Genomic DNA, 20,927 nt, shown 5'->3' with positions numbered 1-20,927 from the left:
AACGCGCCAACGCCCTCAGGGCGCGCCGACCATGTTCAGGGCCATGTCGGCGTGCAGGTCCGCGACGTCGTCGGCCGACAACGGGCCGCCCTCGGCGTACCACTGCGACACGTAGGTCGCCTGGTTCAGGATCGCCATGGCGAGGATCTTCAGGTCGTCGCGGTCCTTGGCGGGCGCGCGGAAGGCGCCCGAGGCACGCCCGGCGCGCAGCATGCCGACGAGCAGGTCGCGGATGCGGCGGCGGCTGGCGCGGATCTCGCTCTGGCGCTGGGCGTCGAGCCACTCGAACTCGCGGTTGGCGACCACGGCCTCGACCCGCCGACGCGTGTGGCGCAGCACGTAGGTGCGCACGAAGGCGCGCAGCTGCGCCGCCGGATCGGCGCCGGCCGAGCGGATCGCCTCGAGGCATTCCCGCTCCAGCCCGCTCTGGGTCGAGCGGATGATGGTCGAGAGCAGCTCGTCCTTGGACGCGAAATGGTTGTAGAGCGCGCCCTGCGTCAATCCGCACGCGCGCATGACGTCGCGCACCGTGGTGACGTGGTAGCCTTGCCGGGCGAAGAGGTCGAACGCCGCCGCCTCGATCTGCTCGGCGGGAGGCGCGGGACGCGCGCTCGCGGGCGCCGCCTTCGTCTGCGTCGGCCGTCGGGCCACCATGTCGTCCTTTCCCCGGATGCCTCTCGACACGGTCGTTCCGCGCCGCGTCGTGAACGGCAATTTATACGAATGCGGGCGTCGGAGGCAAACGGCGGCCGCTCAGCGCGCGCCGAGCCGCGCGGCCAGCGACCACGCCAGCTCGGCGTTGGGCCGCACCAGCTTGCCCGACTCGGCGGCGCGCAGGTTCGACGCGGTGCCGTCGAGCGAGCGGGCGTAGACGCCCTGCCGGATGCAGGCGACGCGGAAGATGTTGTAGATCATGTAGTAGTCGAGATGCGGGATGTCGCGCCGGCCGGTGCGGGCGCCGTACATCGCGTACATCTCGGCCTCGTCGGGCAGACCGAGCGCGGCGAGGTCGACGCCGGCCAGACCGCCCTGCGCCTGGGGCATGCGGTAGATCATGCAGAGGTAGCTGAGCTCGGCCAGCGGGTCGCCCAGCGTCGATATCTCCCAGTCGATCACCGCCAGCACGCGCGGCCCGTCGCGGTCGAAGATCATGTTGTCGAGGCGGTAGTCGCCGTGGACGATGGTGGTCTCGTCGGTCGCCGGCGCGTTCGCCGGCAGCCATTCGAGCAGCTTGTCCATCTCATCGATGCGCTCGCTCTCGGACGCCTTGTACTGGCCGCCCCAGCGCTTGATCTGGCGCACGACGTAGCTGCCGGGCCGGCCGAAATCCTCCAGGCCGAGCGCCTTGTAGTCGGCCTTGTGCAGGCGCGCGAGCGTATCGATCTTGGCCTCGTAGATGGCGCGGCGGCCGGACCCCTCGACGTCAGGCAGCAGCGGGTCCCACAGCACGCGGCCGTCGCAGAACTCCATGATGTAGAACGGCGTGCCGACGACCGACTCGTCCTCGCACAACGCGTAGGCGCGCGGCGTCGGCACGTCGGTGCGGTTCAGCGCCGAGATGACGCGGAACTCGCGGTCGACGGCGTGCGCCGACGGCAGCAGCTTGCCCGGCGGCTTGCGCCGCAGCACGTACTGGCGCCCGCCGCCGTCGATCAGCTTGTAGGTCGGGTTGGACTGGCCGCCGCGGAACTGCTCGACGCGCACCGGCGCGCGGAATCCGTCGACATGCGCCGCCATGTAGCGCTCCAGCGACGCCACGTCGAAGCGGTGCTTGTCCTGCACCGCCATCGTGCCGATGAACTCCGCGCCGCGACCGGCCATTCCCGCGCTCCACTATCCCGCCGCCCCGGCGCGAACGCCGCGGCGCGGGAGTGTGCGTCGCGCGCCGACCCAACGCAACCGCGCCGCCACCCCGTCAGCCGGCCGCGCGCCGCGCCTCGTAGGTCTCGAAGAAGCGGCCGGACGCGGCGCGCTGGTTCTCGTAGATCGACCCCTGGTTGGCGGCGGCCGGCAGCGGCATGCGCACCGGCGCCGCGGCCACGCGCGGTTCGAGCGTCGGTCTCCCGAGCACCATCCGCGAATCGAACTCCTCGAGATCCTTCACGCCCATCAACGGCCAGGCGTCGCCGGCGGCGTACTCGTGCAGCAGCAGCCGGCGCGTGCGGTTCGAGGTGTTGAGCGCCGATCCATGCACCAGGCGCGCATGGTGGATCGTCATCGAGCCGGCGGGGCCGGTGAGCGGCACGGCGGTGGCGAAGTCGACGGCGCAGACGGCAGGATCCATCGCGCCGCAGAAGCGGCCGTTGGCGTGGTGGTTCCAGGTCGGGCCGCGGTGCGTGCCGGGCACGACCAGCAGCGGGCCGTTGGCGCTATCGCAATCGTCGAGGTAGATGCCGGTCGCCAGCACGTCGTCGTTGGTGTGCGGATAGAACGCCCAGTCCTGGTGCCACTCCACCGGCGAACCGTAGGCGGCCGATTTCATGTTGAGCTTGCCGCCGTGCAGGCGGATGTCGGGACCCAGCAGCGGCGCCAGCAACGAGGTGATGGCGGGGTCGCGCGTCAGCTCGCCGAAGAAGGCGTGGCGCTTGAACATCGCCGGCTTCAGCCGCCGCACGCGCGGCATTTCCGGCGTGTGGCTCGGCTCGAGATCGTACAGCTCGTCGTTCTCGCGCACGCCGCGGGCGGCGGCCACGAGCTCGTCCGTGAGGCGGCGCAGGGTCGCGAGCGTCTCGCCGCGGATCACCCCGGGCACGACGAGATAGCCGTCGCGCCGGTACGCCTCGATCTGGTCCGTCCGCAGCATGCCGGCCTCCCGTCGTCCTCGCCGCCTCGCGCCGCGCGCGACGATAGACTAGTTTCGGAGCCGCACGAAATCCGGCCGATCCCCGCCGCGCCCGAACGGACCCCGCCGCGCATGCCCCTCGACTCGATGCCGCTGCTCCTCGCGACCGGCGCCGCCACCGGTCTGCTGGCGGGACTCGTCGGCATCGGCGGCGGCATCGTCGTCGTGCCCGTCCTGCTCGGCCTGTACGCCGCGCAGGGCGTCCCCGGGCCGGTGGCGCTGCCGCTCGCGGTCGGCACGGCGCAGGCGACGGTGGCGGCGGCGGCGTTGTCGGCCGCGTTCGCGCACGGCCGCGCCGGCAACATCGACCGCCACCTGCTCGCGGCGTGGCTGCCGTGGGCGCTCGCCGGCGCGGTGGCGGGCGCGCTGCTGGCGCCGCTCGCGCCGACGCGTCCGCTCGCCGGGTTCTTCGCGCTGGTCGCCGCCGTCCTCGCGGTGCGGTTGCTCGTCCCCGGCGGGACCGGGCGGCCGATGGATCCGCTGACCGGCTGGCGTCGCCGCGACCACCCTCCGTCATCGGCGCGATCGCGGGCGCGCTGGGCGTCGGCGTCGGCACCCTCGCGGTGCCGGTCCTCGCGGCGATGCGCCAACCGCTGGCCGGCGCGGTCGGCACGACGGCGCCGATCACGGCCGCCGTCGGCGCCGTGGGCGCGGCGCTCTTCTGTATCGCGACGCCGGCGGCGGGCGCGCCGGCGCACGCGGTCGGTCTGGTCGACCCCTACGCCGGCGGTGTCGTCGCGGCCGCCGCCGCCATGGCCGCGCCGCTCGGCCGCTGGCTCTCGGGGCGGGCGTCACCGGCGGTGCTCAGGCGCGTCCTCGTCGTCGTCCTCGCGCTGGTGGCGGCGCGCATGGGCGCCGCGGCGGCTGGTCTCTGACGCGGCGCGTCCCGGCGCAACAGGCCGCTCCAAGGACGTCGTATGAACGGAAATTCACGCTTGGGCCGACTCCGAAATCATGTATGGTGCGGCGCGTAACGCTGGCGCTGTCCGGCGACGCGGGGGGGCTTCGCGCGAACGTGTTTGGCGGCCGGTCGGCCGTGACGGGGAGGCGTGCGTGGATCGTTTCACAAGCAAGGATTTCCTTGCCGGCGCGATGTTCATCGGGCTCGGGCTGGCGGCCTTGTCCTTTGGTTGGCATCTGAACGTCGGCACCGGCGTGCGCATGGGGCCGGGCTACGTGCCACGCATGCTCAGCGGCATCCTGATCTTCCTCGGACTCGTCATCGCCGTGAAGGCGCTGGTCGCGGGGAGCGACCGCATCGACACCGGGCTGTGGAAGCCGATCCTCATGATCACGCTCGGAGTCCTCGCGTTCGGCACGCTGCTGGAGGCGGACAACATCCCGTCGATGGTCGGCTGGTTCGTGAAGGGTCTGCCGCGCTGGGAGAATCCGGTCTCCGGCCTGATCCCGGCGCTGGTCGCGCTGGTGTTCCTCGCGGCGCTCGGCGGCAACGAGTTCAAGCTCAAGGAGACGATCGGCTCCTGCGTCGTGCTGACGATCATCTGCCTGGTCATCTTCAAGTTCGGCCTGAAGATGAACATCCGCATCCTCGGCGGAGTGTGGTGAGATGGAAGTCCTCGACAACCTCGTCCTCGGCTTCAGCATCGCGCTCACGTTCCAGAACCTGCTGTACTGCCTGATCGGCTGCGTCGTCGGCACGCTGATCGGCGTGCTGCCGGGCATCGGGCCGGTGGCGACGATCGCGATGCTGCTGCCGCTGACGTTCCATCTACCGCCGACCTCGGCGCTGATCATGCTGGCCGGCATCTACTACGGCGCGCAGTACGGCGGCTCGACCACCGCCATCCTCGTCAACCTGCCGGGCGAGGCCTCGTCCGTCGTGACGGCGCTCGACGGCTACAAGATGGCGCAGAAGGGCCGCGCCGGCGCGGCGCTGTCGATCTCGGCGGTCGGCTCGTTCTTCGCCGGCACGGTCGGCACGATCTTGATCGTGCTGTTCGCGCCGGCGCTGACGGCGATGGCGCAGAAATTCGGGCCGGCCGAATACTGCTCGCTGATGGCGCTCGGCCTCGTCGCCGCCGTGGTCCTCGCCAGCGGCTCGGTGATCAAGGCGATCTCGATGGTGTTCCTCGGCCTGCTGGTCGGCCTGATCGGCACGGACGTGAACACCGGCGCGCAGCGCTTCACGTTCAACATCCCCGAGCTCAGCGACGGCATCGACTTCGCGCCGATCGCGATGGGCCTGTTCGGCATCGCCGAGATCATCGCCAACCTCGAGAAGCGCATCAACCGCACGGTCGGGGCGATGCGCATCGACAGCCTGTGGCCGACGCGCGACGAGATCCGGCAGGCGATCCCCGCGGTCCTGCGCGGCACCACGCTCGGATCGCTGCTGGGCGTGCTGCCGGGCGGCGGTCCGACCCTGGGCGCGTTCTCGGCCTACACCCTCGAGAAAAAGCTCTCGAAACACCCGGAGGAGTTCGGCAAGGGCGCGGTCGCCGGAGTGGCGGCGCCGGAAGCGGCCAACAACGCGGCGGCCCAGACGTCGTTCATCCCGATGCTGACGCTCGGCATCCCGTCCAACGCCGTCATGGCGCTGATGGTCGGCGCCATGATCATCCAGGGCATCCAGCCGGGTCCCGAGGTGATGACCAAGAAGCCGGACCTGTTCTGGGGCATGATCGCCTCGATGTGGGTCGGCAACGCCATGCTGGTCATCATCAACCTGCCCCTCATCGGCATCTGGGTGCGCCTGCTGACGGTGCCCTACCGGTTCCTCTATCCGTCGATCCTGCTGTTCTGCTGCATCGGCGCCTACAGCCTGCAGAACTCGACCTTCCACGTGATGATGGTCGGGCTGTTCGGCGTGATCGGCTACATCTTCCTCAAGCTCGGCGGCGAGGGCGCGCCGTTCCTGCTCGGCCTCGTGCTGGGACCGCAGATGGAGGAGTACTTCCGGCGCGCCATGTTGCTGTCGCGCGGCGACGCGACGGTGTTCGTGACCCGGCCGATCAGCGCCGGTCTGCTGGCCGTGACCTCCGTCCTGCTCATCATCATGGTGCTGCCGAATTTCCGGAAGAAGCGCGAAGAAGCGTTCCAGGACGACGGCTGATCGCCCGCGACGGCGGCGGCGAGACACGAGGGGAAGCGGCGACGCTTCCCCTTTCTGCTGGCGGACGCAGGCGATATGCTGACGGCCCCAGCCCGGAGACCGCCATGTCCGACCTGCCGAAACGCGTGTCCATCGACGAGGAAGGCCCGCGCGAGGGCATCCAGTCGGAGCCCGCCGGCATTCCGCTGGCCGACAAGGTCAGGCTGATCGAGGCGCTGGCCGAGACCGGGCTGGAGCGCATCGCCTGCGTCTCCTACGTCAATCCGAAACGGGTGCCGCAGATGGCCGACGCCGAGGACGTCGCGGCCGCGATCCGGCGCAAGCCCGGTGTCGGCTACAGCGCGCTGTTCCTCAATCTCCAGGGCCTCGAGCGCGCGCTGCGCGGCCCGCTCGACGTCCATGGATCGCTGCGCATCACCGCGTCCGACACCTTCTCGCGCAAGAACGTCGGCAAGTCGGTCGACGACGCGCTGGTCGAGCAGCGGGCGTGGATGCCGCTGTTCAAGGCCAACGACGTGCCGGTCGACTGGGGCATCGTGCTGGGCGCCTTCGGCTGCAACTACGAGGGCGACATCCCGCCGGCGAAGATCGTGGCGCGCGTCGGCCAGCTGATGGACGAGGCGGAGCTGCTGGGCCTGCGCCTGGTCGGCGTGAAGCTGACCGACGCGATGGGCTGGGCGACGCCGGCGCGCGTCGAGGGCGCCATCGGCGCGATCCGCGAGCGCTGGCCCGATCTCGAGATCTCGCTGCATCTGCACGACACCCGCGGCATCGGCATGGCCAGCGCCTACGCCGGGCTGCGCATGGGCGTCACGAAGTTCGACGCCTCGATCGGCGGGCTGGGCGGCTGCCCGTTCGCCGCGACCGAGGGCGCGGCCGGCAACATCTGCACCGAGGACCTCGCGTTCATGTGCGCGGAGATGGGCGTCGAGACCGGGCTCGATCTCGAGGCGCTGGTCGAATGCGGACGCCTCGCCGAGACGGTCGTGCGCCGCCCCCTGCCCGGCCACCTCATGCGCGGCGGCACCCTGACCGGCGCCCGCCGGCGCGCCGCCGCCTGAAAGGGAGCGCGACCCATGCCCGATTCGTACCCCGTCGCGCCCCCGTCGGCGCCGACCACCACGCCGGAACTGGCGTCGCGCTACGTCGACGTGCCGTCGCTGCCGTGGGTGGCGACCCGGTTCCCTGGCGTGGAGTGGAAGATTCTGTTCGAGGACAAGGAGCGTGGCCTGCTGACCACGCTGATGCGTTGGGCGCCGGGCGCCGAGCTGCCGCTGCACGAGCACGTCGAGATCGAGCAGACCTACGTGCTGGAGGGCGCCTTCGAGGACCACGAGGGCGTCGCGCGGGCCGGCCAGTTCGTGTGGCGGCCGCGCGGCAGCCGCCATGTCGCGCGCTCGCCGGGCGGCGCGCTGATGCTGGCGTTCTTCCTGCGGCCCAACACGTTCTTCGACGCCGCGCCGCCGGCGTGACGCCCCCGTCACCGACTGACGGCCGGCGCCGCTGGACTCGGCGCGCGGCGTCGTTAACATGACCGCGTCGATACGACGCATTTCGACGGACGGCGAACGTCCGCGTTCCACGGGAAGGACAACGACATCATGATCACGCGCGTAGGGGCTGCTTTCGCCTCGGTGGCTTTTGGGATTTTCGCCGCGTCGGCGGCCACGGCCCAGACGCTCCCCAAGGAGATGTCCTGGACCGGCTACGACACGGGGTCCTCGGGCTTCAACATCGCGGTGGCGATCGGCCAGCAGTTCAAGCAGAAGCTCGGCGTCGACGTCCGGCTGCTGCCGTCGGGCAACGACACCGGCCGTCTGGCGCCGGTGAAGGCGGGCCGCGCCGTCATCTCGCAGATGGGCGTCGGCACCTATTTCGCGCAGGAGGGCGTGCTCGAATTCGGCGCCCGCACGTGGGGACCGCAGCCGGCCCGGCTGATCATGATGGCGACGTCATGCAACGGCCTCGGCCTGGCGGTCGCGCGCGACACCGGCGTCAAGGAGCTGTCGGACCTCAAGGGCAAGCGGCTCGGCGTGGTCGTCGGCTCGCCGGCGCTGACCCAGGGCGCGTTCGGCATCATCGCCTTCGCCGGCCTGACGCCGGCCGACATGAAGGTGGTCGAGTTCTCGTCCAACAACGCCATGTGGAAGGGCGTGCTGAACAACGAGGTCGACGCCGTCATCAGCTCGACCATCTCCGGACAGTCGAAGGAGGCCGATTCGTCGCCGCGCGGCATCATCTGGCCGCCGATGCCCGCCGAGAACAAGGAGGGCTGGGCCCGCGTGCACAAGAAGGCGCCGTACTTCGTGCCGGTCAAGGCGACCTGCGGCTCGGGCGGCGTCGACAAGACGCCGGTGGTCATGGCGGGCTACGCCTATCCGATCTTCATGACCTACGCCGACCGCACGGACGACCAAGTCTACGCGATCACCAAGGCGATGATCGACACGTTCGCCGGCTACAAGGACGGCGCCCCCGGCGCCGACGGCATGGCGCTCGACAAGCAGAACTTCACCTGGGTCGTGCCCTACCACGCCGGCGCCATCCGCGCCTTCAAGGAGAAGGGCGCGTGGAACGACGCGGCCCAGAAGCACAACGACGCGCTCGTCGCGCGGCAGAAGGTGATGATCGACGCGTGGAAGGCCTATTCGGCCGGCGCGCCGGCGGACGACAAGGCGTTCGCCGAGGGCTGGATGAAGGCCGCGCGGCGGCGCTGGGCAAGGCCGGCATGGACGTGATCTTCGAGTAGGCGTCGAGCGGGCGTGACCGGCGGGCGGAAGCAGATCCATCCCGCCGGGGTGTGGCGGCAGCGCGGGAACCAACCCGCCGTCGCGTGGGCTACAACAGGGAGGACGACGATATGCGCGCATGGATCGCGCCGGGCGGAGCGTTCGCGCTCGCGCTCGGCATGGCGTTCGCCTCGGCGGCGCAGGACGCCAAGCTGCCGCCGTCGATCACGGCGACGGCCTACGACACCGGGTCCTCCGGCTTCAACATCGCGGTCGCCGTGGGCAAGGCGCTCAAGGACAAGCATGGCGTCGACCTGCGCGTGCTTCCCGCCGGCAACGACGTGGCGCGGCTGGCGCCGCTGCGCGGCGGGCGGGCCCAGGTCTCGGCCATGGGCATCGGGGTCTACTACGCGCAGGAGGCGGTGTACGAGTTCGCCGTCAAGGACTGGGGGCCGCAGCGCCTCCAGCTGATGTTGTCGTCGACCGACTGCAACGGCGCCGCGCTCGGCGCCACCAAGGATTCCGGCGTGACGGCGCTCAAGGACCTCAAGGGCAAACGCCTCGGCTGGGTGGTCGGCTCGCCGGCGCTCAATCTCAACGCCGTGGCGGCGCTGGCGTTCGGCGGCCTCAAGGTCTCCGACGTCAAGCTGGTCGAGTTCTCCAGCTTCGGCGCGATGTGGAAGGGCATGGTCAACAACGAGGTCGACGCCGCCTGGGCGTCGACCATCTCGGGCCAGGCGAAGGAGGTCGAGACCTCGCCGCGCGGCCTGCTGTGGCTGCCGACGCCGCACGCAGACAAGGAAGGCTGGGCCCGGATGCTCAAGGTCGGCAGCTATTTCGCGCCGCACATGGCGACCTGCGGCGCCGCCGGGCTGTCGAAGCAGACCCCGATCGAGAGCGCCACGTACCCCTATCCGATCTTCACCGCGTACGCGTCGCAGCCCGAGGACGTCGTCCACGGGCTGACCAAGGCGATGATCGTCCACTACGACCTCTACAAGGACGGCGCGCCGGGCGCCGCCGGACTCGCGCTCTCGACCCAGAACCTGGCCTGGGTGCTGCCCTACCACGCCGGCGCCGTGCGCGCGCTCAAGGAGGCCGGCGTCTGGAAGCCGGAGCACGACCGCCACAACCAGGCGCTGTTGAAGCGACAGGACACGCTGGCGACGGCGTGGGAGGCCTATCTGAAGACCAACCCGCCGGAGGAGCGCGAGGCCTTCCGCAAGGGTTGGATGGCGGCCCGCAAGGACGCTCTGTCGAAGGCCGGGCTCGACCCGCTGTTCGACTGACGTGGGGCCGCCTCGGCGCTCGACGGAAGCCGCGTCGATCAAGTACCAATGACGGCCGATGACGACCGGCGGGGACTGAACCCGCGGCCGGCGAGGGGAAACGACGCATGACCGACGCGCCGAAGAAGGTCGAGTTCGACGACCCGCATGTCCACGCCGGGCCTGCCGAGGCCGAGACGACGCGGCTGCGGCGGCTGGACGGGCCGTGGCGGTGGGCGCTGATCGCGCTGACCGGCGTCACCATCCTGTTGTGCGTCAACCAGCAGTTCGGGCTGCGTTTCTTCGTCGGCTTCACGCCGCTGAACACGGAGTACTTCTACCTCCTGATCCTGTGCATGCTGCCCTTCACGTTCCTCGTGTTCCCCGGCGCGGCGGACGCGCCGCTCGACCGCATCCCCTGGTACGACGTCGCGCTGTTCGTCGCGACGGGCGCGACGGCCGTCTACCTGATGGTCCACATCCGCCGCGCCGCCGAGCTCGGCTGGGAGTTCGGCGGCGCGCCCGACGCCGTGGTCTGGGCCGGCTACGTCATGTGGGCGGCCCTGCTCGAGGCGCTGCGCCGCACCGGTGGCTGGAGCCTGATGCTCAGCGTCGCGCCGTTCACCTTCTATCCGCTGTTCGCAGGCGCCGGCTGGCTCGGGCCGCTCAAGGGCAACCAGTCGACGCCGGCGGAGGCCAGCGCCTACCACGTGCTGTCGACCGAGAGCCTGCTCGGCATCCCGATCCAGGCCTTCGCCGACACGGTGATCGGCTTCCTGATCTTCGGCACGGCGCTGATGATGACCGGCGCCGGCAAGTTCTTCATCAACCTCGCCTTCGCGCTGTGCGGCACGTTCCGCGGCGGCGCCGCCAAGGTGTGCATCTTCGCCTCCGGCCTGCTCGGCATGATGTCGGGCAGCATCGTGTCGAACGTGCTGACCGCCGGCACGATGACCATCCCGGTGATGAAGAAGACCGGGTTCCGCGCCTCCTACGCCGGCGCCATCGAGGCCTGCGCCTCGACCGGCGCGGTGCTGGCGCCGCCGGTGATGGGCGCGACCGCGTTCGTCATGGCGCAGTTCATGGGCGTCACCTACGCCGAGGTGGCGCTCGCCGCCGTGATTCCGGCGACGCTGTACTACGTCGGCCTGTTCATGCAGGTGGATTCCTACGCCGCGCGGCACGGTCTGGCCGGCCTGAAGCGCGTCGAGCTGCCGAGCGTCTGGCAGACGATCAAGGAGGGCTGGTACTACGCCTTCGTCATCGTCCTGCTGATCGTGATGCTGCTCCACTTCAAGCGCGAGAGCCACGCGCCGTTCTACGCCACGGCGCTGCTGCTGGTGCTGAACCAGTGGGCGCAACCCGGCGCGTGGTCGCGGGCCAACACCGTCAACTGCCTCGTGGCGCTCGCCGCCACGGTGGCGATCGTGCTGTCCGGCGAGAACTACGCCAAGGTCATGGCGACGCCGGGCTCGGCCGGCTTCGACGCGTGGACCAACGCCATCCTGCTGCCCGCGCTCGGCGGCGTCGTCCTGCTGGTGGCGCTCAACGAGGCGTTCGGCGCCAAGCGCTGGGGGCTGGCGAAGTACGCCAACTTCCTCGAGGTCAACGGCCGGACCTTCGTCGAACTGATCGGCATCCTCGCCGGTTGCGGCCTGCTGATCGGCGCCTTCTCGATGACCGGCGTGGTCTCGAGCCTGGCGAACGATCTGCTGGCGCTGGCGGGCAACAGCCCGCTGCTGCTGCTGGCGATGTGCGCCATCACCAGCCTGATGCTCGGCCTGGGCCTCACCACGACCGCCTGCTACATCTTCCTCGCCATCCTGGTGGCGCCGGCGCTGGAAAAGCTCGGCCTCAACAAGATGGCGGTGCACATGTTCATCTTCTACTGGGGCATGCTGTCGTCGATCACACCACCTGTCGCCATCGCCTCGTTCGCCGCCGCCGGCATCGCCGGCGCGCCGGCGATGAAGACCGGCTGGGAGTCGATGTGGGTGGGCAGCATCATCTACTTCATCCCGTTCTTCTTCGTGCTGAATCCCGCGTTCGTCCTCCAGCCGGAGACCGCCGGTGGCGCCGTGCCCTACCTCGAGGCCCTCTACCTCACGGTGACCGTGGCGATCGGCACGCTGTTCATCTGCGGCGGCATCCAGGGCTACCAGGCGGGGATCGGCGACCTGCGGCGGGCGGGCGGCCTCGAATGGCCGCTGCGCGTCCTGCTCGGCGTCGGCGGCCTGGTGCTGGCGACGCCGGGCGGCGGCATCATGCCGCTCAGCAACACGGAGATGGAGCTGCTCGGTCTCGGGATACTCGTGCCCGTGCTCGCGGTGGCCCTGTTCGCCGTGCGGCGGGGCGTGCTACCCGAGGGCGCGCACGCGATGGCGGGCGCCAGCCGCGCGGCGCTCAACAGAGGGAACTGATTTCGATGTCCGGTATTCTCGACGGCGTTAGGGTCCTCGACTTCGGCCGCTACATCGCGGGGCCGTTCTGCGGCGCCATGCTGGGAGATTTCGGCGCCGAGGTGATCCGTCTGGAGAAGCTCGACGGCAGCGAGGACCGCTGGGTCTCGCCGGTCGACGCCGCCCGCGAGCGCGAGGGCACGACCTTCCTCCAGATGAACCGCAGCAAGCTCGGGATGACGCTCAACCCGACCAAGCCCGCCGGCCGCGAGATCGTGGCGAAGCTGGTGCGCGCCGCCGACGTCGTGATCGCCAACCTGCCGTTCGAGACGCTCAGGGAGATGGGCCTCGACTACGACACCCTGTCGGCGATCAATCCGCGCATCATCGTGGTCACCAACTCGACCTTCGGATCGACAGGCCCCTACGCCGACCGGGTCGGCTTCGACACCATCGGCCAGGTGATGTCCGGCGCCGCCCATCTCAGCGGCCACGGCGAGAACCCGGTGCGCATGGCGGCGCCATACGTCGACTTCACGTCGGCGATCCTCAGCGTCGTGGGCGTGTTCGCGGCGTTGCGCGAGCGCGACAGGAGCGGCAAGGGCCAGATGGTCGAGACGGCGCTGCTGCGCAGCGCGCTGAACGTCTCGAACACGCTGCTGATCGAGCAGGCGATGCTCGGACTCGACCGCACGCGGGTCGGCAACCGAGCCTTCACCGCCGGACCCGGCGACTCGTTCCGCTGCAAGGACGGCTGGGCCTACGTGATGGCGATCGGCCAGCCGCTGTTCGTGCGCTGGTGCAAGACGGTGGGCCGCGAGGACCTGATCGCCGATCCACGCTTCAAGGACGACCTGGCGCGCGGCGACAACGGCGAGGCGCTCAGCGCCATCATGCAGGAATGGTGCGCCACGCGGACCCGGGACGAGGTGCTCAAAGCCTGCGCCGCCGCCCGCGTGCCGGCCGGTCCGATCTACACGCCGCAGGAGGCGCTCGACGACCGCCACGTCAAGGAGGCCGGGTTCTTCCGCGAGATCGACTATCCCGGCCTCGACAAGCCGTACCCGGTGCTCGACCAGCCGGTGCGGCTGTCGCGCACGCCGATGGAGATCAGCCGGCGTCCGCCGACGCTGGGCGAGCACACCGACGAGATCCTGGCGCGGCTGGGATACGACGAGGCGCAGATCGCGAAGCTGCGCGCCGACCGCGTGGTCTGACCACGCGGCCGCGTGACACAAGAAACGGAAACGCTAACGGGAGGTGACGATGGCTTCGAAGGGTTTCGGACGACGTCCACTGGTCGGCGGCGCGCTCGGCGCGCTGGTTCCCGGCGCCTTGTCCACGGGCGCGAACGCTCAGGCCTGGCCGAACAAGCCGGTCAAGGTGACCGTCACGTTCCCGGCCGGCGGCCTCACCGACACGTGGGCGCGGGTGTACAGCGAGTACGCGTCCCAGAAGCTGGGGCAGTCGTTCATCGTCGACAACAAGACCGGCGCCAGCGGCGCGATCGGCGCCGAGATGCTCGCGAAGGCGGCGCCCGACGGCTACAATCTGATGTTCACGATCTCGACCACGATGATCATGAACAAGGTGCTGTTCAAGAAGCTGCCGTACGATCCCGACAAGGATTTCGTGCCGGTGGCCTTCTTCAGCGCCGGCCACCTGCCGACGATCGTGCACAAGGACGTGCCGGCGAAGAACCTCAAGGAGTTCGTCGAGTTCGCGCGCAAGAACAAGGTCAGCCTGGGCACCTACGGCGCGGGTTCGTACTCGCACGTCGCGGTCGCCGAGCTCAACAAGTTCTTCGACCTGAAGATGGAGGCCGTCCACTACCGCGGCGAGGCGCCGATGTGGCAGGACGTGGCGTCCGGCGCGATCCACGGCGGCAGCGGCAGCTACGCCGCCGCCGCGGGCGTGCTGCAGTCCGGCTCCGGCCGCGCCATCGCGGTGCCGACCAGCACGCGCATGAAGAAGCTCCCCGACGTCGGCACGTTCCTCGAGCAGGGCGTCACCGCCAAGGGTTTCCAGGTGCAGGGCTGGATCGGCGCCTTCTACCAGACCGGAACGCCGGCGGAGATCGTCGAGAAGCTCTCCGCCCTCTTCGTCGAGGCCGGCAATACCGAGCGTATCCAGAAGATGCTCGACACCTTCGGCATCGACGACGCCGCGCGCGACCACAAGTACATGCGCAAGATGATCGACGAGGAAGGCCCGGTCTGGATGGAGCTCGTCCGCGGGCTGGGCATCACGCCGCAGTGACGCGCCGCTCCGGCCGCTCAGGCCGGCGCGACGATCTCGCCGCGCAGATACGGCGCCACGCGGCCGGCGATCAGCACGCGGTCGCCGGCGACGGCGCAGTGCAGCTCGCCGCCGCGCGCCGATAGCTGGCGGCCGGTGAGCGCCGTCCGTCCGACCCGCGCGGCCCAGAACGGGGCCAGCGTGCAATGCGCGGAGCCGGTCGCCGGGTCCTCGGCCACGCCGGCGTTCGGGCCGAAATGACGCGACACGAAATCGGCGCCGTAGGCGTCGGCGCCGGCCCGCGCCGTCACCACAAGCGCCGGCTTCTCCAGCCGCGCGATGGCGGCGAAATCCGGCCGTAGCGACGCGACCGCGCCGGCGTCCGCCAGCACGGCGATCCAGCGTCGTTCGCTGACATGCGCCTCCAGCACCGCGACGCCCAGCGTCGCCGCCAGCCGGGCCGCGTCGTCCGCCGTTCCCGGCGCGCAGGGCAGCGCCGGGAAATCGAGCTGGAACCAGGCGCCATCGGTGGAGGCGGCCCACGCGCCGCCGGCGTCGAACCCGCCGCGTTCGACCGGCAGCGGACCCGACAGGCTGTCGAACACGACCCGCGCGCCACCGGGCTCGATCTCGTCGAGCACGACCTGGGCGCTGGCGAGCGTCGCGTGGCCGCACAGCGCGACCTCCACCGCGGGCGTGAACCAGCGGATCGGGATCATGCCGTCGACGCGGCGCGGCAGCAGGAACGCGGTCTCCGACAGGTTGTTCTCCAGCGCGATCGCGCGCAGGACCTCGTCGGCCGGCCACGACTCCAGCGGCACGACCGCCGCCGGATTGCCCGTGAAGGGCAGCGCCCGTCCATTCGCGCCGGCCAGCGCGAAGGCGTCGACCTGCCAGATGCGCAGGCTCCTCACGCGCGGCTCACCGCGGCCATTGCCGCAGGCCGACCAACCCGCCGTCGATCGGCAGCATGACGCCCGTGACCCAGCGCGACTCGTCGCTGGCCAGGTAGACGGCGCCGTGGGCGATGTCCCACGCCGTGCCCTCGACCTGCATCGGCACCATCTGGCGGCGCCGCTCGCGCGCCTCGGCGCCGAGATGGGCGACCATCGGCGTGTGCACCGAGCCGACGATGATGCCGTTGGCGCGCACGTTGCGCGTGGCGTAGTCGGCCGCCACCGACATCGTCAGGCCGTGCAGGCCCGCCTTCGCCGTCGAGTAGGCGATGGCACCGGGACTACCCATCAGCCCGAGCGCGCCGGCGATCGAGGAGACGTTGATGATCGAGCCGCCACCACCGGCGAGCATGCGCGGCAGCGCGTACTTGCAGCACAGCATCGCCGTCGTGAGATTGGCCTCGAGCACCTGGTTCCACACCGTCAAATCGACGGTCTCGGCGGAACCCGGGCCGCCGATGCCGACATTGTTGTGCAGCACGTCGAGCCGGCCGTACGTGGCGACGGCGAACTCCGCCATCGCCGCGGCGTCGTCGGGCTTCGCCATGTCGCCGGCGAACACCGCGGCGGCGCCGCCGTCCTTGCGGATCCGCTCCGCCAGCGCCTCGGCGCGCTCGGCGCTGCGGTTGACCAACACCACCTTGGCGCCCTCGCGCGCGAACAGGATGGCGGTGGCCATGCCGTTGCCGACTCCCTCGCCGCGCGGCGCCGCGCCCGTGACGACGGCGACTTTGCCCTTCAACCGATCGGCCATTTCCCGCCACTCCCCGATTTCTCACAGCACCTGGAACACGTCGTAGATCGGCCCCGTCGCCTCGCGGCGACCGGTGCCGACGCTCACGATGCGGTTGAGCCATGAATACTTCTCGGACGACGTCTCGAAATACGGCGTCGTGCGGAAGTAGTACTCCGACGGATCGACCTTCTCGCCTTTGGCGAGGCGGTCGAGCACCCATTGCGGCCCGTGCCGCATGCCGCGGTAGGCCATGTAGATGAGCGCCCCGTCGTCGGTCCGCAGCGTCAGCCGGACGTCCAGCGTCCACACCCCGTCGGCGCGTACAAGCAGCCAGTCGCCGGCCGGCGCCGGCAGGACGGTCCCGCGCAGCTCCTCGCCCTCGAACGTGCCGCCGGCGACGTTGGCGATGCGGCGGTGGCCCAGCGGCGTCTTGCCGAGGTCGGTCATCTGGCCGACCTCGAGGCGGATCGTGAAGAGGCGGGTCGTCCTGATCTCGGGCTGGCTCATGTCGTTCCTCCGGAAGGCGGCGCATCCTAGGCCGGACGGCCGCCCGGGGCCACGCGTCCCGCGCAACGCCGGCACGCCCGGCGGGCGTCGCCGCGTGGCGCCGATGGTGCTAGATTCCCCGCGTCGGACGGCACGGAGATGCCGCGTGGAGGAACCCGCCATGACGTTCTGCGTCTATCCGGTCACCCCGGAGTTCGCCGCCGAGATCGGCGACCTCGACCTGTCCAAGCCGATCGCGGACGACGATTTCCAGCGGCTGAGCGACCTGTTCGACCGCTACTCCGTGCTGGTCTTCCCCGACCAGCGTCTCGACCAGGATCAGCACCTCGACTTCGCGCGCCGCTTCGGGCCGCTGGAGACGACGATCGGCAAGCTGCGCAAGGACGCGCCGATCCGCCTGCACGAGCAGATCGCCGACGTCTCCAACCTCAGCCACAACGGCGGCATCTGGGGTGAGACCAGCCGGCTGCGGCTATACCAGCTCGGCAACCGGCTGTGGCACACCGACAGCTCGTTCAAGCGCGTGCCGGCGCGCGCCTCGCTGCTCTACGCCCATTCGATCGCCCCGGTCGGCGGCCACACGGAGTTCGCCGACATGCGCGCGGCGTGGGACGCGCTGCCGGAGGAGATGAAACGCCGGCTCGACGGCCGCGTCGCCGAGCACGCCATCATGTACTCGCGCGCCAAGCTGGGGTTCTCGAATTTCAGCAAGGAGGAGATCGAGAACCTGCCGCCGGTGCCGCAGGCGATGGTGCGCACGCACGCCGGCTCGAAGCGCCGGAGCCTGTACATCGCCTCGCATGTCGGCAAGGTGTACGGCATGCCGGACGACGAGGCGACGGCGCTGCTGGAGGAGCTGACCGCGCACGCCACGCAGCGGCAATTCGTCTACACCCACCGCTGGCGGGTCAACGATCTCGTCCTCTGGGACAACCGCTGCACGATGCACCGCGGCACGGAGTTCGACGACCTGCGGTGGAAACGCGACGTGCGCCGCGCGACGGTCTCCGACGAGATCCCGAGCTGCGAGCGCGAGGGCATCGCCGTCCCGGCCTCGATCGCGGCGGAGTGACCGCGCCGCGGAGGCGCGACACTCCCAACCTGTCCTGCGTTCGGGCCCTGCGCATCCTGTCGCCACACCGCCACAGTCATCCCGAGCGCAGCGACGGGTTCCGCGACGGGGCTTGGATCCCGCCGCCCTCGGGATGACAGCGGGGCCCCGTCCGACAGGGCGGGGCGGCCGGTGGCGCGGGCGTAGTCGACAGGATGGCCGGGGTCCGTCCGCCCGGCGCTACCCCTTCTTCTGTCCGCCGCCGGCCAGCTTCGGTTCCACGGTCTCGACCGGGGCTCCGGATTTCTTCCAGGCGCCGAAGCCGCCCTCGATATGGGCCACCGGCGTCAGGCCCATGTCCTGCGCCGTCTTGGCCGCCAGCGCCGAACGCACGCCGCCGGCGCAGAAGAAGACGAACTTGTTCCCCGAGGCGAAGAAGTCCTTGTAGTACGGGCTGCCGGGATCGATCCAGAACTCGAGCATGCCGCGGGTGACGTTAATGGCGCCGGGCACGCCGCCGTCGCGCCAGATCTCGCGCGGATCGCGCAGGTCGATGAAGGTCACGCCGGCGGCGCCATGCGCGGCGCGCGCCTGATCGACGCTCAGCGTCTCGATCTCGGCCATCGACTCGTCGAACATCTGTTTCACGCTCTTCTTGATCTCAAGCGGCACGGCGGCCTCCCCCCGGTGTGTGCGGGCAATGTGGACCGCGGCCGGACCGCGGGCAAGAATAGCGCTCAGGCGGCGCGGCCGTGGCGGCGCATGACCGCCATGAGCGCGTCGTGGTCGAGAGCGCGCGCGACGCGGCCCGGCGGCTTCAGCGTCGGCGTCGATTCCGCCGCCAGCATCGCGTTGACGACGGCCTCCTCGACCGCCTCGACGGCGGCCTGGTAGGCGGGATCGAATCCCTCGTCGCCCAGCGCGGTCATCGTCCATACCGGCGGTCCGAACTGCGGCAGCGGCATCGGATTGGCGACGCTGAAGGCCAGGAAGATGTCGCCGGACCCGTTGCCGCCCGAGGTGCCGCCGCGGCCGATGCCGATGGCCGCCCGCTTCGCCAGCCGGCGCAGCTGGTGCGGCAGCATCGGCAGATCGGTGCCGATGACGACGATGATGGAACCGCGCTCGCGCGGGAACATCGGATCGTCGCGCAGATGGGCGCCGACGGGGACGCCCAGCACCGTGAACGCCTCGCGCCTTCCGTGGTTGGCCTGCACCAGCGCGCCGACATGGCCGGTGAGGCCGCCAGTCGACACGATCCGCGACGCCGTGCCGGTGCCGCCCTTGAACTCGTAGGCGATCATGCCCGTGCCGCCGCCCACGTTGCCCTCCGGCACCGGGCCGCCGCGCGCGCCATCGAGCGCCGCCAGCGCGTGCGCCTCGGTGACGTGCAGCCCGTTGATGTCGTTGAGCACGCCGTCGTAGGTCTCCGCCACCACGGGCATCGCCCAGAGGTGATGGTCGAGGAACCGCGCGCCGTGGCGCCGCAGCATCCAGCGGACGCAGGCATGGTGGACGATGCCGACGCTATGGGTGTTGGTGATGCACATGGGCCCGGTGAAATAGCCGCCGTCGCCGATCCAGTGCGTGCCCGTCATCTCGCCGTTGCCGTTGAAGGCGTGCACGCCGGCCCAGACGGGCATCGGCTCCTCCGACGCGCCGCGCGGCAGGATCGCGGTCACGCCCGTCCGAACGGGGCCGCGACCGACGATCAGCGGACCGTCGCCCTCGACGATGGTGGTCGTACCGACCAGCACCCCCGGCACGTCGGTGATGGCGTTGTGCGGCCCCGGCGTACCGGGGAACGGCAGACCCAGATCGCGGCCGCGTGGCTTCGCCATGGTGCGTCCCCCTTCCCAGAACGGCCGGCGCCGGGTTGAGCGCGGCGCCTCGATGCGCGCATACTACAGCCAAGGCGCCCGCCGAGGCGCCGTCGTGGAGGAACGGCCATGGCCCTGACGCTCACGCCGATCATGCCCGGCTTCGCCGCCGAGGCCGCCGGCATCGACATCACCAAGGCGCCGACGCCGGCCGAGATCGCGGCGATCGACGACGCCATGAACGGCCACGCCGTTCTGGTGTGGCGCGGCCAGCCGCTGACCGAGGAGGCGCAGCTCGCCTTCGCGCGCTCGTTCGGCGAGCTCGACATCGGACTGAAGCGCGTGTTCAAGCGGCCCGAGCGCTTCATCTCGGAGGAGCTGATCGACATCTCCAACGTCGACCACACCGGACGGATCACGGCCCGCGACGACCGCAAGAACCTCTCGAACTTCGCCAACCAGCTCTGGCACAGCGACAGCTCGTTCATGCGGCCGAAGGCCTGCTACTCGATGCTGGCGGCGGTCCATCTGCCGTCGTGGGGCGGCGAGACGGAGTTCGCCGACCTGCGCGCCGCCCACGACACGCTGCCGGCGCGCGAGAAGCGCGAGATCGAGGGGCTGGTCGCCGAGCACTCGCCGCTGCACTCCCGCATCATGCTGGGCGACGATTCCTACACCGAGGAGCAGAAGCGGATGATGCCGCCGGTGCGCTGGCCGCTGGTGCAGACGCATCCCGGTTCCGGCCGCAAGGTGCTGTTCGTCGGCGCGCACATCACGCGCATCCTCGGCTGGTCTGTGGCCGAGAGCCGGCTGTTCGTGTCGGACCTGCTGGAGCACGCCACCAGGCGCGAGAACGTCTACCGCCATGAATGGCGGCCGGGCGACATGGTGATGTGGGACAACCGCGCCACCGTCCACCGCGGCCGGCGCTTCGACCTCGCCGAGCGCCGCGAGCTGCGGCGCACGACCACTAACGACATGGTGTCGATGGCCTGGCCGCAGGCGGCGGAGTGACGCCGCGAAGGCCGCTGGCGCGTCCGCATATCGCTAGCTTCCCTCTCCGCCGCTTGCGGGAGAGAGGGAGGGGACCCGCCGCGCAGCGGTGGGTACGCCGTATCGGCGAAGCGCCGATACGGCGGCGGTGAGGTGGTGGTCCGATCGGCGGAGACGCCAATGGCGCGCCGACGTGCTCGACACCGAGGATATCATCGACCCACAGGCGCTCGAAATCAACGCACGCGGCAATCCTGTTGCGACCGCGTCCGATACGACGACCACCTCACCCTTCCCATCGCTCCGCGATGGGCC

The 20,927-nt window shown here is 70.5% G+C and carries 20 protein-coding genes; 12 read left to right on the top strand and 8 right to left on the bottom strand.

The genetic code is table 11. The annotated features are described in order from the left end of the window. Positions 1 to 15: 15 nt before the first annotated feature. From IPK81_20205 to IPK81_20195, 3 genes are all read right to left on the bottom strand, one after another. Positions 16 to 654 carry a TetR family transcriptional regulator gene (locus IPK81_20205; protein QQS11840.1) on the bottom strand — a complete coding sequence of 213 codons (639 nt, stop codon included), beginning with the start codon at positions 652 to 654 and terminating at the stop codon, positions 16 to 18. 99 nt (positions 655 to 753) lie between these two features. Next, positions 754 to 1,821, bottom strand: coding sequence for a phosphotransferase family protein (locus IPK81_20200; protein QQS11839.1), 1,068 nt, complete (start codon positions 1,819 to 1,821; stop codon positions 754 to 756). A gap of 94 nt (positions 1,822 to 1,915) precedes the next feature. Continuing rightward, a complete protein-coding gene (locus IPK81_20195) occupies positions 1,916 to 2,803 on the bottom strand; it encodes a phytanoyl-CoA dioxygenase family protein (protein QQS11838.1) in 888 nt (295 codons plus the stop codon). Between the two features lie 111 nt (positions 2,804 to 2,914). Here IPK81_20195 and IPK81_20190 point away from each other — a divergent pair, with 111 nt between their 5' ends. The 10 genes from IPK81_20190 to IPK81_20145 all read left to right on the top strand — a co-directional run bounded on the left by IPK81_20190 (position 2,915) and on the right by IPK81_20145 (position 14,570). Continuing rightward, complete coding sequence (locus IPK81_20190; GenBank protein ID QQS11837.1) at positions 2,915 to 3,763, top strand: TSUP family transporter; 849 nt, start codon at positions 2,915 to 2,917, stop codon at positions 3,761 to 3,763. A gap of 132 nt (positions 3,764 to 3,895) precedes the next feature. Beyond that, positions 3,896 to 4,408 (top strand): tripartite tricarboxylate transporter TctB family protein, encoded by a 513-nt coding sequence (locus IPK81_20185; protein ID QQS11836.1) that lies wholly within the window; start codon positions 3,896 to 3,898, stop codon positions 4,406 to 4,408. 1 nt (position 4,409) lies between these two features. Next, positions 4,410 to 5,915, top strand: a complete 1,506-nt coding sequence (locus tag IPK81_20180) for a tripartite tricarboxylate transporter permease (GenBank protein ID QQS11835.1) — start codon at positions 4,410 to 4,412, stop codon at positions 5,913 to 5,915. 104 nt (positions 5,916 to 6,019) lie between these two features. Beyond that, the gene (locus IPK81_20175; GenBank protein ID QQS11834.1) at positions 6,020 to 6,976 is read left to right on the top strand and encodes a hydroxymethylglutaryl-CoA lyase; all 957 of its coding nucleotides are present in this window, start codon (positions 6,020 to 6,022) and stop codon (positions 6,974 to 6,976) included. A gap of 15 nt (positions 6,977 to 6,991) precedes the next feature. Continuing rightward, a complete protein-coding gene (locus IPK81_20170; GenBank protein QQS11833.1) occupies positions 6,992 to 7,387 on the top strand; it encodes a cupin domain-containing protein in 396 nt (131 codons plus the stop codon). A gap of 129 nt (positions 7,388 to 7,516) precedes the next feature. Beyond that, positions 7,517 to 8,653, top strand: coding sequence for a TAXI family TRAP transporter solute-binding subunit (locus IPK81_20165; protein QQS11832.1), 1,137 nt, complete (start codon positions 7,517 to 7,519; stop codon positions 8,651 to 8,653). A gap of 122 nt (positions 8,654 to 8,775) precedes the next feature. Next, positions 8,776 to 9,933, top strand: a complete 1,158-nt coding sequence (locus IPK81_20160) for a TAXI family TRAP transporter solute-binding subunit (protein ID QQS11831.1) — start codon at positions 8,776 to 8,778, stop codon at positions 9,931 to 9,933. A gap of 107 nt (positions 9,934 to 10,040) precedes the next feature. Beyond that, entirely contained in the window at positions 10,041 to 12,332 is a 2,292-nt protein-coding gene (locus tag IPK81_20155) for a TRAP transporter permease (protein ID QQS11830.1), read from the top strand. A gap of 5 nt (positions 12,333 to 12,337) precedes the next feature. Next, on the top strand, positions 12,338 to 13,528 hold the full coding sequence (locus tag IPK81_20150; protein QQS11829.1) for a CoA transferase: 1,191 nt from the start codon (positions 12,338 to 12,340) through the stop codon (positions 13,526 to 13,528). A 49-nt stretch (positions 13,529 to 13,577) separates the two neighbouring features. Beyond that, the gene (locus tag IPK81_20145; GenBank protein QQS11828.1) at positions 13,578 to 14,570 is read left to right on the top strand and encodes a tripartite tricarboxylate transporter substrate binding protein; all 993 of its coding nucleotides are present in this window, start codon (positions 13,578 to 13,580) and stop codon (positions 14,568 to 14,570) included. Between the two features lie 17 nt (positions 14,571 to 14,587). On the opposite strand, the gene IPK81_20140 is transcribed toward IPK81_20145, so the two are convergent. From IPK81_20140 to IPK81_20130, 3 genes are read right to left on the bottom strand one after another with little or no spacing between them, the layout of a single operon-like run. After that, positions 14,588 to 15,454, bottom strand: a complete 867-nt coding sequence (locus IPK81_20140; protein QQS15187.1) for a PhzF family phenazine biosynthesis protein — start codon at positions 15,452 to 15,454, stop codon at positions 14,588 to 14,590. Positions 15,455 to 15,470: 16 nt separating this feature from the next. Next, positions 15,471 to 16,259, bottom strand: coding sequence for an SDR family oxidoreductase (locus IPK81_20135; protein QQS11827.1), 789 nt, complete (start codon positions 16,257 to 16,259; stop codon positions 15,471 to 15,473). 21 nt (positions 16,260 to 16,280) lie between these two features. Further along, positions 16,281 to 16,748, bottom strand: coding sequence for a DUF3237 domain-containing protein (locus tag IPK81_20130; GenBank protein ID QQS11826.1), 468 nt, complete (start codon positions 16,746 to 16,748; stop codon positions 16,281 to 16,283). 145 nt (positions 16,749 to 16,893) lie between these two features. Between IPK81_20130 and IPK81_20125 the strand changes: the two genes are divergently transcribed. Beyond that, positions 16,894 to 17,820: a TauD/TfdA family dioxygenase gene (locus IPK81_20125; protein QQS11825.1), complete on the top strand. Its 927-nt coding sequence runs from the start codon at positions 16,894 to 16,896 to the stop codon at positions 17,818 to 17,820. A 219-nt stretch (positions 17,821 to 18,039) separates the two neighbouring features. On the opposite strand, the gene IPK81_20120 is transcribed toward IPK81_20125, so the two are convergent. After that, a complete protein-coding gene (locus IPK81_20120; protein QQS11824.1) occupies positions 18,040 to 18,471 on the bottom strand; it encodes a rhodanese-like domain-containing protein in 432 nt (143 codons plus the stop codon). A 65-nt stretch (positions 18,472 to 18,536) separates the two neighbouring features. After that, positions 18,537 to 19,640, bottom strand: coding sequence for a P1 family peptidase (locus tag IPK81_20115; protein QQS11823.1), 1,104 nt, complete (start codon positions 19,638 to 19,640; stop codon positions 18,537 to 18,539). Positions 19,641 to 19,748: 108 nt separating this feature from the next. On the opposite strand from IPK81_20115, the gene IPK81_20110 reads away from it, so the two are divergent. Further along, positions 19,749 to 20,633 carry a TauD/TfdA family dioxygenase gene (locus IPK81_20110; GenBank protein QQS11822.1) on the top strand — a complete coding sequence of 295 codons (885 nt, stop codon included), beginning with the start codon at positions 19,749 to 19,751 and terminating at the stop codon, positions 20,631 to 20,633. The last annotated feature ends 294 nt before the right edge of the window (positions 20,634 to 20,927 follow it).

The organism is Rhodospirillales bacterium (assembly GCA_016699855.1).
Taxonomy (GTDB): Bacteria; Pseudomonadota; Alphaproteobacteria; order Reyranellales; family Reyranellaceae.
This window is presented reverse-complemented; position numbering and strand designations above follow the sequence as displayed.